Origin of the sequence: Nostoc sp. DedVER02 (genome assembly GCF_034530675.2) — a bacterium.
Lineage (GTDB): Bacteria > Cyanobacteriota > Cyanobacteriia > Cyanobacteriales > Nostocaceae > Nostoc.
Window position 1 is genome coordinate 168,884 of the sequence record NZ_JAVRCP020000013.1, and the last position, 10,677, is coordinate 179,560.

Sequence of the window (10,677 nt, forward strand, 5' to 3'; positions counted from 1 at the left end):
CATGTCTGTTTTCTGACTCCTGGCTCCTGAATTCTGTTCGATAAAGTTGCAATTTTGTCAAAAGACAGTCTGTAAAACATTTTTAATTGTGTTCATAAGATACACTTAGGGGTTGCTTAAGGTAAATTACACATTGAAGTCTTAAAGGAGATTGTCGATGCAACTTCTCGAATGTCCTCCTGTTGCAGTCATTGCTGGAGAAAATGCGGTACACGTTTCTCAACTACCTTCGATATGGCAAGAGATTGCTAGAGGAACCACGAGTGTCGGACTTTCCCATCCCCAAAGCTATGTTGAGATGGCGCAATTGTTCCTATACAAATTACAGCATGGTGACGTTGACTTATTTAGCGATCGCCCCCAACTAGCTCACTTAATACCCTCATTCTCTCAGCTATTTGCACAACTAGCATGGGAAACCCTAGAGTTTTTTGGGCAAGACTTTCTCAAACACAGCTATCCGAACTTTGAAAAAATTCTTCGTGATTTAGAGTCAAAAGGGACAGAGTTCGCTGATGAAGTAAAAGTGGCTCACATTGGCATAGATTTATTCAACGAATTTGGTTATGAACTACCTGCCAGCTTCTATCATGTGCATCTAGCACCAATTTACCGCGATTATATTTTTGAAGAACGTGCCCTAAGATTTGACCCCCGCGATATCGAACACAAACGTTCTTGGGATGCCATACTCCATGCAGGTAAGGTGTTTGCGATTCAGATGAAGGTGCAAAGTATTGCTTCTAAATACGGTTTTACTTATCAACACGGCTGCGGTTGTAACTCTCACCTATCTTCCATTGATGTATCTCGTGGCGCGTTTGAATATGAATTGAGTCCCGAAAAACGTCAGCGATGGATTCGCAGTTTTATTTGGACTGCTTGGTATGAGTATGCCTTTTTTGCGATCGTGCCAAATACGAGTTATTTAGTCTAATACCAATTTGAAAAAAGAATGCGACAAATAGACCATTTGTAGAGACGCGATGAATCGCGTCTTTACCCCGCCATTAATCGCGTCTTTACCCAAGAATGTGTTGCAATCATTAATTGAATTAGTATAAAGAGAAACAAGCTGAGGGAGTAATTTCTCCCTCATTCTCATTTACTGCCAAACGTAGATGAGGATAAACAAAATAATCCAGATAACATCGACGAAGTGCCAAAACAGTGAGGTTGCATTCACACCAAAGTGGCCTGTGTCGTAGTTGCCAGGAATGAAAGAACGTACCAAAATAATCAACTGCAACAGAATACCGGTGAAAACGTGCAAACCGTGGAAACCTGTTAGCAAGTAAAATGTCCCGCCAAATACCCCTGTGGTGAAGCCAAAATCGAGGCCGTTCCATTCAATCGCTTGCCCAACCAAAAAGTAAGTACCCATCGCCATTGTTGTCAAGAGAAACAGGCGAAATTTTACTAAATCATGGCGTTGCAGGGCGCGTTCGGCTAAGTAAATCACAAAGCTACTGGCGACAAGAATTATCGTGTTGATTGTCGGTTCTTTTACTTCTAGCCCCGAAACACCAGCCGGTAGCCAGTTAGGAGTTGTTGTTTTGTAGATGGCATATCCGGCGAAAAAACTCAAGAAAATGACACTTTCAGACAGAAGGAAGACAATGAAGCCAAACATCTTGTTGCCTTCTTCGTCGTGGGTATGTTCTGCACCTTTGTGATGCAATTCATCTGAATTGATATAACTGTCCATTGGTGGAGTTTTGCTTTTAGCTTGAGGGTTGAATTTAGAACGCAAAGGAGACGTAGCTAGTTGTGCTACGGTGTACACACAAATCTTTTGACTTTACCTTTATTGCATTGACCTGCAAGTTTGTTGCATTGACCTGCAAGTTTGTTGCATCGACCTGCAAGTTTGTTGCATCGACCTGCAAGTTTGTTGCATCGACTTGCAAGTTTGTTGCATCGACCTGCAAGTTTGTTGCATCGACTTGCAAAAATTAACTTACTCTAAGTTACGGAGTAACCTAAAAGATTTGTGTGTATACGGTAGGATAGCCTGGGTTATTCTGAAAGATTAGCTGTCAAGGGTTCTGATTTGCCGTAACCGTAGGGTTCAGAGATGATGATGGGAATCTCTTCAAAGTTTTCTACTGGAGGTGGAGAAGAAACCATCCACTCTAGGCCAATTGCCCGCCAAGGATTATTGGGTGCTTTCTCGCCTTGCATCCAAGAAATTACCATGTTGAAGATGAAAGGTAAGGTAGACATTCCTAAGAGAAATCCGCCCAGGCTAGCGATGATATTCCAGAATGTGTACTCTGGGGCGTAGGAAGCAACTCGGCGTAACATCCCTTGCAATCCCAAGGGGTGCATGGGTAAAAAGTTGAGGTTAGTACCGATGAAGGCTAACCAGAAGTGGATTTTACCCCAGCTTTCAGAGTACATCCGCCCGGTCATTTTGGGGAACCAATGATAGATGGCAGCATATAAGCCCATCGTCACAGTGCCGTAGAGGACGTAATGGAAGTGTCCCACCACAAAGTAGGTATTGTTAACGTGAACATCAACCGGCACGGAGGAAAGCATGATGCCTGTGATGCCGGCGAAGACAAACATGATTAATCCGCCCAAGGCAAACAGCATAGCGGTATTTAGCCGCAGTTTACCGCCCCAAATAGTTGCCACCCAAGCAAATACCTTAATTCCTGTGGGGACAGATACAAACATCGTCGTCAACATGAAAATCAACCGCAGCCAGCCCGGAGTACCACTAACATACATGTGGTGTACCCAAACGATACCGCTAACTACGGCAATCAAAATCGATGAAACAGCAACTACTTTGTAACCAAATAAGGGTTTACGCGAATAAACTGGGAAGATTTCTGAGAAAATCCCGAAGATGGGCAAGATAATCACGTAAACGGCGGGGTGTGAGTAGAACCAGAAGTAATGCTGGAACATAACTGGATTCCCACCCCTAGCAGGATCGAAAAAGGCAGTGCCAGCTGTGAGGTCGAGTAGCAGCATCACCGCGCCTGCTGTCAATGCAGGTAGTCCAAATAGTTGGATAATTTGGGCGCTAAATACTGCCCAGACAAACAACGGCATTTTGAAGAAACCCATGCCTGGGGCCCGCATCTTGACGATAGTGGTGACAAAGTTCACTGCCCCCATAATTGAAGATACGCCAGATATTGCCACGGCTAGCAACCAGAGTACTTGACCATTAATCAAGTTACCTGTGGGATTCTGGAGACTGACTGGCGGGTAAGCCCACCAGCCTGCTTGGGCTGGGCCACCAGGAATCAAAAAGCTACTCATTAAAAGAATTCCGACTACTGGAACCATCCAAAAGGCGACGGCGTTGAGGCGGGGAAATGCCATATCTCGCGCCCCAATCATCAGGGGTACTAAATAGTTGGCAAAACCAACAAGTGAGGGAAATGTCCACAAGAACAGCATTACAGTGCCGTGCATGGTGAACATACCGTTGTAGACGGTGCGATCGACTAAATCTGATTCGGGTGTTAATAGTTCTCCCCGAATCACCATCGCAAAGATACCGCCGACGAGAAAGAAGAAGAAGGAGGTAACGAGATACTGGATACCAATTACCTTGTGATCGGTACTAAAACTGAAGTATTCTTTCCAGCTAGTTGTAGATTCGTGGTTATGCTTCTCATCAGGGAGAAGGATACCTTCAATAGGAACATTAGTCATGGTTACTTTCCTTTCAACCAGGTGAATTGACTAAATAATTCGTAATTCGTAATTCGTAATTCGTAATTAAATCTGATTGCAAGTACGAATTACTCTCTTATCAATTACCAATTATGTTGACTAGAGGAGGTGCAGCAGGTGGAACTGTAACCCAACCAGTTTGGACTGATTGATTGGATGTTTGGGCATATTCAGAAGCCGCCTGATTATTTGCGAGAGATGGCTTTTGGGTTGCAGCTTGTGCTAGCCATTGCTGATAATCTTCAGGAGATTCGACCACTACATTCGCCTGCATTGTCGCAAAGTATGTACCGCTATATTGAGAATCGGTTAGTCGGTATTTGCCGGGGCGGATGGGAGTAAATTCAAAGTCGATCGCGTGGTTGGGAATAATATCCTGCTTAACGCGAAATGCAGGTATATAAAAGCCGTGGAGAACATCTTGCGATCGCATTGCTAAACGTATCCGGCGATCGCTAGGTAAATGCAATTCGGTACTAGTAATATCTCTTTCAGGGTAATGAAACACCCACGCCCACTGTTTAGCTAGTACGTCAATTTTCTCGACAGGTTCAGCTAAAGCGTTAGCTGGGGCATCTTTTGGTTCTGCATAAGCCGATTCCATTCCCAATGGATTATGCAGATGAACTAATTCTGATGGGCCTTGAATTCCCATTTGTTCATAAACTTGGTAGCTGTAACCTGCAATCCACAAAACTAACAGAATTGGAATTGCTGTCCAAACAACTTCTAGGGTGATATTACCTTCAATTGCAGGGCCGTCGGTGAAGTCATCTTTAATCGCCCGATGGAAGATCACAGAATACATCAGAGTACTTGTGACTCCCAAGAAAATGAAAGCACCGAGAGTTACTAAGAAACTAATCAAATCATCAATTAGTTTGGATTCGGCTGCTGCTTGCGGAGGAAGCCAGGAGTAAGCTTGCTGACCGATCCAGAGACTAGTAACAGTCACCGCGATCGCGCCTGTAAGCAGCGTCAAAATATTTAAAATCTTCTGGATTTTCATCATTGGTCATTAGTCATTGGTCATTAGTCATTGGTCATTAGTCATTGGTCATTAGTCATTAGTCATTAGCCATTGGTCATTAGTTAGTAACTTTAAACAAAGGACAAATGACAAATGACTATTTGAGTGTTGTGTTGAGGTCTTGGTGCGATCGCAGCAAATTATCTGCTGTGTTGTGTACGCCAAATTCGGCGGCTAATTGCGCCCCTAGTGTGCCGTGGATGTACATCACGAACATGATTGCTATACCTGCGAACAGATAGAACCACTGCACTTCTCTATCTGACTGTTTGTATTCTTGTCTGCCCCAAACGGATCGCTGCCATCCTCTCCAGATGGTCATGCCAACAATCAATGCTAATAAAAACACGCCACCCACACCATGCCAAAGCATAGTTTCCATTGCCTGCAATCCCCAGGCACTTTTTATATCAGCTGGCGGTGTTGCCAACAGCATTTCATAAAAACCTGCTGCCACCGTGAAAAACGTGATGATGCTAGCAGCTAACATGTTGTACCAGCCAACATCAAAGAAATTCTGACGTTCTACGGTAATTGCTAAAAATTTGAAGACCCATTTTTGGAAGGGAAACAGAACACCAACGATATCAAAGGTCATCCCAATAATGAACAAACCTATTGTCAGATGCACTAAGTTAGGATGAACGGGAATAGTGTAAGGCAATCCGTTTGCGCCTAGAGAGCCGGTTAATTGATCGATCAATTCTGAGTTCATCGCAACAGACCATCCTTTACTGCTTCCACAACTGGCACTGTATGCAATCCATACACCCAAACAAGCTCATCTCCGAGATATACTTGCAAGCCAACTATCAGGGTTAAAACTAATCCGGCTCCTAAATAATAAATCGGTACTTTTTGCGGATTCCGGGAACGAATTACATAGCGCCAAGCTGTAATTGCTGTGATGATTCCCGAAAGCGACCAACCAATCAGTGTATGCAAATTTAGTACCGATTTTGCGAGGCTATAAGGTTGTGCTAAACCCGCTTCAAACTGACCAAAAATAATCGCAACAAAGATGGCGACAGTGGCAACTAACATATTCCACCAACTCACCTCAAAAAGACTGGATTTCCCAGTAAAATAGCCAACTACATCGCAGAAAAACGAAAATAATACCATCGCAATTACGAAGTGGACAACGATGGGATGAATTGTATCTGGATAGGGTAAATTGTGGTCGTTCAATGATGTAAAATACTCAAGCATTGCCTTCTCCTGGACATATCTACCGCACTGTGGTCAATCAATTTTGGATTGCCAATTTAGGATTCTAGATTTATTCCGTCCCTGACGAGATATAAACCAGAAAACCCAATCTAAAATCGTTAGTTGAACTTCCATGATTGATGAATACTGGCTAATATCACCACAAGTATCCATCGATAATTGACCGGAATATGTTCAATATGTGCGCGGTGCAATACGCTTAATCATGTCTTAGCTTTTTGTAGCTAAATCTCGTGAGCTTACCTACAGGGAATAGTTTTAATTGCGATTAATTTCCTCATACCAATAGTCTGCAATAGCAATTCATGGAGCTAAACTAAATTGCTGTTGTTTTTTGATTTGCTTAACCTATCCTTTAGCTTAAGTAAATTTTTATGAATTGTCAAAACAATAATAATTAAATTTTTAAAAGTTAGTGGTTTACAAAAAACCATTTCTATAATGTAGCGATTCTGGCATTGATGAAGATTTTAAAAAGTCTAAAAATAATATTTTTCTGTAAAGTATTTCACAATGATGAAATTTCTAATTGTAATGGTTATGACAAAAATATATAATTTTGACTAGTTGGTATAAACGCTAATCAAGAGAGGTTAGTTGCTGTGGTGTTACAGGAGAATACTAAAAAGATTTTATGAGCTATAAAATCACACTAAGATTGAAACCCGCATTCTACAAATGTGAGGACTAAACAGGTGTCGTTTAAAATTGTGGTAATTGGTACTTCTTTAGGCGGATTATCAGCATTAAAAATTATCTTGGGTCAGTTACCAGCAGATTTCTTAGTGCCGATCGCGATCGTGCAACACCGTCACAAAGAATCTAACAATACACTCCAAGAGTTATTGCAAGAATTTACTCCGCTACCGATTCGAGAAGTGGAAGACAAAGACGAAATACTCCCAGGACATATCTATCTGGCTCCAGCAGATTATCACTTATTGGTTGAACTAGGTCACTTTGCTCTTTCGACTGATGAGCCAGTTGCTTATGCCAGACCATCTATTGATGTGTTGTTTGAGTCAGCAGCCGATGTCTACACCCAGCAAGTTATTGGTGTAATATTGACAGGAGCAAATCAAGATGGTGTGCAAGGTCTTAAGAAAATAAAAGCGCGGGGAGGAATAGCTATCGTACAAGAACCTGCCACAGCTGAGAGCGATATTATGCCAGAAGCAGCAATTTCTGCTGTTGCTGTAGACTGGATTTTGACACTCTCAAACATTGCTTCCCAAATGGTCAAGCTTTGTCACTCATCACGGAAATAAACCCATGCAGATGGAACCCAAAGTAAACATCCTCCTAGTGGATGATAAACTAGAAAATTTGCTAGCACTAGAAGCAATCTTAGAAAAACTAGGAGAGAATTTGGTGAGAGCTACTTCTGGGGAAGAAGCTTTGAGGTGTCTGTTACATCAAGATTTTGCAGTGATTTTGCTAGATGTACAAATGCCAGGGATGGATGGCTTTGAAACTGCTACCTTAATTCGGAATCGGGGGCGATCGCGTCACACCCCAATTATCTTTCTTACTGCCTTTAGTACCAGCGACCAAATGCTATTTAAAGGCTATGCCTTGGGTGCAGTTGATTATTTGCTTAAACCATTAGACCCCAACATTTTGACTTCCAAAGTCACAGTATTCGTAGAACTATTTAAGAAAACAGAAGCCGTCAAGCTACAAGCAGCGCAACTAGTAGCTGTGAATGCCGAACTTAGGCAAAGTGAAGAACGATTGCGATCGCTAAGTACTTGTTCGCCCGTCGGGATTTTTGAAATTGATACCGAAGGAGGATGTAGATATACAAATCCTCGCTATCAAATAATTTGTGGTTTGAAAGCAGCAGAGAGTTTAGAAAAAAGCTGGTTAGAATCAGTTCATCCAGAAGATAGAGAACGAGCAGCTGCTAGTTGGTCTAGCTACATTTGCGAAGGTCGTGACTACTCTGAAGAGTTTCGCTTTCAAACTGCTCATGGCATCGTTCGTTGGGTTCAGGTTCGCTCATCACCGATGCTTTCCGGTCAAGGAGAATTGCTGGGATATGTAGGCACTCTCGAAGATATTACCGAACGCAAGCAAGCAGAAGAAGTCCGCGCTCAAGTAATTAGAGAACAGACAGCAAGACAAGAAGCAGAAGCAGCAAATCGGATGAAAGATGAGTTTCTCGCCGTTCTCTCCCACGAACTCCGCACACCCCTAACCTCAATGCTAGGCTGGTCAAAAATTCTCCGCTCTAAGAAACTTGACGAGAAAGCCACTTCTCGCGCCCTAGAAGCCATTGAACGCAATGCCATATCTCAGATGCAACTAATTGAAGATATCTTAGATGTATCTCGGATTATCCGTGGACAGTTGCGGTTAAATGTGTCTGCGGTGAATCTGATCTCAGTCATGGAGGCAGCCTTAGAAGCAGTGCGTCCCCTAGCAGAGCCAAAAGAGATTCAATTAACCACTGTCTTAGATACTTCAGTCGGTTCAGTTTATGGCGATCCAGCGCGGTTACAGCAAATAGTATGGAATCTACTAACTAATGCGATTAAGTTTACCCCCAAAGGCGGCAGGGTAGAAGTGCATTTGTCAGTAATCCGTGGTGAAGAACAAACAACTCAAAAATACGCCCAAATTCAAGTAAGCGATACAGGCATTGGCATCAGTTCCGAGTTTTTACCGAAAGTATTCGAGCGTTTCCGGCAAGCAGACAGCACCACAACGCGATCGCACAATGGATTAGGATTAGGACTAGCGATCGTCCGTCATTTAGTCGAACTGCACAAGGGTGCAATCTTTGCTCAAAGTCCAGGCAGTGGACAAGGAGCAACCTTTACTGTGAAATTGCCACTACTACAAAACAATAGGGGGAATAGGGGAAATAGAGAAACCACAGGAGAAATTTCTTCTGTAGTATCGACACCCCTTGCTGGATTAAGAGTTTTAGTTGTAGATGATGAAGCAGATACCCGTAACTTTCTCAGTTTTATGTTTGAGGAGTATGGAGCCTTTGCCACTGCGGTAGCATCAGTTGATGAAGCCTTAGCAATACTTGAACAAGCAAAACCAGATATCCTGATTAGCGACATTGGTATGTCAGAGCAAGATGGTTATACGCTGATTCGGAAACTGCGTTCTTTAGAAGCAGAAAAAGGTGGATGTATTCCTGCGATCGCTTTAACAGCCTACACGCGAGAAGAAGACCGCTTAGAAGCGCTTTCAGCAGGGTTTCAGCAGCATTTATCTAAGCCAATAGACCCCACTAAATTAATTGCTATGGTTGCCAGTATATTAAAACTACCTGTGGAAGTTGCAATTAGTTAGGAGAGACGCGATTAATCGCGTCTGTACAAGTCAAAAGAGGCAGGGGAGCAGGGAGCAGGGGGGCAGGGGGCAGGGCAATACGGTTCGGTTCAAGGGGAAAGGGGAAAGGGGAAAGGTTTTAAATACATCCTTTACCCCTTACCCTTTAACCTTTTCCCAGACCACAAGGAAAGTTCATTGTGCTTATCCGAACCGTATTGCCCAATTCTCAATCAAGAAGAAGTTACAGCATGTTTTTTCAATTCGTCTAGAGAAACCACTTCCAAAGCTCTAGCATGGGTTGCAGAGAGGATGACAGGTGGAGCAACGCCAGCCTCGAGAGCTTCTTGCCAACGAGATGCACACAAACACCAGCGATCGCCAGGCTTTAGTCCAGGAAAATTAAAATCAGGAACAGCTGTACTTAAATCGTTCCCCCGCGATTTGGTGAACTCTAAAAATTCTAAGGTTACTTCAGCACATACAACGTGCGACCCGAAATCCTGACCACCTGTGCGACAAAAACCATCGCGGTAAAACCCAGTCATGGGAGAAGTGCAGCAGGATTCTAAGTCTCCACCAATTACGTTTTTAGCTTCTATCATTGTTAATTTATTGCACTTGATTTTTTCACTTCGATATAAGCTTATATTTACACTTTCCTAGTTGAATAAAAATCGCTATTCCTGATTCAGAATTCTAGAATCAACTCATATCAAGCTGCCAATCTTATGGTTATTGGGAATAGTGCAATATTTCAGTAAAAGTTCTAATAAAAACCCCTGGTAGTTAGCCAGGGGTAATGCAAGTCAGTACTTTTTCGCATGGAATGTATCCTACTCAAATACCATAGCAACCGTCTTATTTAGAGATATGCCATTTTGCCAAACAAAAAAGCCCCCAGTAGTAAGCTGAGGGTTAATTTTTTTGGAATAGCGGTAATCTACAAAACTATTCTTCCCAGATCGGTAGGTAATAGAATCACATATATATATAGAATCACATATATATATTGTCATGTCAGAGAAAAAATAACTTCGGCGTATCCCAATACTTGTCGGGTTAAGGGTAGCGCAAGGGGAAAAGGGAAAGAAAAAACCTTTAACCTTTACCCCAAATCCAATTCCGAGTTAAAAATGCTTTACCCGAGCAGTATTGCGGCGTATCCTTACTTCGTTGCCTACCTTTAAATAATAAAAACTTATCTCTGCTATCAGGTTTACTGAAGTAATAAAACTTGATAAAAAAATGTAAAGCATTGTAAAGTGTATTCACAGGCAAAGACAAACCGAGCCTGATTCATAAATAACTAACCGCACTTATAAGACAATGACAGCAACTATTCAACGCCGCGAAAGCGCCAACGTATGGGATAGATTCTGTGAGTGGATCACCAGCACCAACAACCGGATTTACATCGG

General features: G+C 42.6%; 9 protein-coding genes. 3 read left to right on the forward strand and 6 right to left on the reverse strand.

Annotation, left to right across the window (positions count from 1 at the left end; genetic code table 11):
* The first annotated feature begins 157 nt into the window (after positions 1-157).
* Positions 158-937: a hypothetical protein gene (locus tag RMZ41_RS15635; RefSeq protein WP_322642127.1), complete on the forward strand. Its 780-nt coding sequence runs from the start codon at positions 158-160 to the stop codon at positions 935-937.
* A 168-nt stretch (positions 938-1,105) separates the two neighbouring features.
* On the opposite strand, the gene RMZ41_RS15640 is transcribed toward RMZ41_RS15635, so the two are convergent.
* The 5 genes from RMZ41_RS15640 to RMZ41_RS15660 form a co-directional block, all read right to left on the reverse strand.
* Positions 1,106-1,708 carry a heme-copper oxidase subunit III gene (locus RMZ41_RS15640; protein ID WP_322642261.1) on the reverse strand — a complete coding sequence of 201 codons (603 nt, stop codon included), beginning with the start codon at positions 1,706-1,708 and terminating at the stop codon, positions 1,106-1,108.
* A gap of 311 nt (positions 1,709-2,019) precedes the next feature.
* The gene (ctaD, locus tag RMZ41_RS15645) at positions 2,020-3,681 is read right to left on the reverse strand and encodes a cytochrome c oxidase subunit I (RefSeq protein WP_322642126.1); all 1,662 of its coding nucleotides are present in this window, start codon (positions 3,679-3,681) and stop codon (positions 2,020-2,022) included.
* Between the two features lie 100 nt (positions 3,682-3,781).
* Positions 3,782-4,711, reverse strand: coding sequence for a cytochrome c oxidase subunit II (locus RMZ41_RS15650; protein ID WP_322642260.1), 930 nt, complete (start codon positions 4,709-4,711; stop codon positions 3,782-3,784).
* Positions 4,712-4,829: 118 nt separating this feature from the next.
* Entirely contained in the window at positions 4,830-5,447 is a 618-nt protein-coding gene (locus tag RMZ41_RS15655) for a DUF2231 domain-containing protein (RefSeq protein ID WP_322642125.1), read from the reverse strand.
* Entirely contained in the window at positions 5,444-5,944 is a 501-nt protein-coding gene (locus RMZ41_RS15660; protein ID WP_322642124.1) for a DUF2231 domain-containing protein, read from the reverse strand. The genes RMZ41_RS15655 and RMZ41_RS15660 overlap by 4 nt, the downstream gene beginning before the upstream one ends.
* Before the next feature lie 716 nt (positions 5,945-6,660).
* Between RMZ41_RS15660 and RMZ41_RS15665 the strand changes: the two genes are divergently transcribed.
* Positions 6,661-7,233 (forward strand): chemotaxis protein CheB, encoded by a 573-nt coding sequence (locus tag RMZ41_RS15665; RefSeq protein ID WP_322642123.1) that lies wholly within the window; start codon positions 6,661-6,663, stop codon positions 7,231-7,233.
* 4 nt (positions 7,234-7,237) lie between these two features.
* Positions 7,238-9,277: a response regulator gene (locus RMZ41_RS15670; protein WP_322642122.1), complete on the forward strand. Its 2,040-nt coding sequence runs from the start codon at positions 7,238-7,240 to the stop codon at positions 9,275-9,277.
* 212 nt (positions 9,278-9,489) lie between these two features.
* Here RMZ41_RS15670 and RMZ41_RS15675 read toward each other — a convergent pair whose 3' ends face one another.
* On the reverse strand, positions 9,490-9,861 hold the full coding sequence (locus RMZ41_RS15675) for a DUF2237 domain-containing protein (protein ID WP_322642121.1): 372 nt from the start codon (positions 9,859-9,861) through the stop codon (positions 9,490-9,492).
* Positions 9,862-10,677 lie beyond the last annotated feature (816 nt).

What these genes read in the sequence shown, in the direction of transcription:
- RMZ41_RS15635 (WP_322642127.1), top strand. Translation starts at nt 158, where the DNA reads ATGCAACTTCTCGAATGTCCTCCTGTTGCAGTCATTGCTGGAGAAAAT.
- ctaD (WP_322642126.1), bottom strand. Translation starts at nt 3,681, where the DNA reads ATGACTAATGTTCCTATTGAAGGTATCCTTCTCCCTGATGAGAAGCAT.
- RMZ41_RS15650 (WP_322642260.1), bottom strand. Translation starts at nt 4,711, where the DNA reads ATGAAAATCCAGAAGATTTTAAATATTTTGACGCTGCTTACAGGCGCG.
- RMZ41_RS15670 (WP_322642122.1), top strand. Translation starts at nt 7,238, where the DNA reads ATGCAGATGGAACCCAAAGTAAACATCCTCCTAGTGGATGATAAACTA.
- RMZ41_RS15640 (WP_322642261.1), bottom strand. Translation starts at nt 1,708, where the DNA reads ATGGACAGTTATATCAATTCAGATGAATTGCATCACAAAGGTGCAGAA.
- RMZ41_RS15655 (WP_322642125.1), bottom strand. Translation starts at nt 5,447, where the DNA reads ATGAACTCAGAATTGATCGATCAATTAACCGGCTCTCTAGGCGCAAAC.
- RMZ41_RS15660 (WP_322642124.1), bottom strand. Translation starts at nt 5,944, where the DNA reads ATGCTTGAGTATTTTACATCATTGAACGACCACAATTTACCCTATCCA.
- RMZ41_RS15675 (WP_322642121.1), bottom strand. Translation starts at nt 9,861, where the DNA reads ATGATAGAAGCTAAAAACGTAATTGGTGGAGACTTAGAATCCTGCTGC.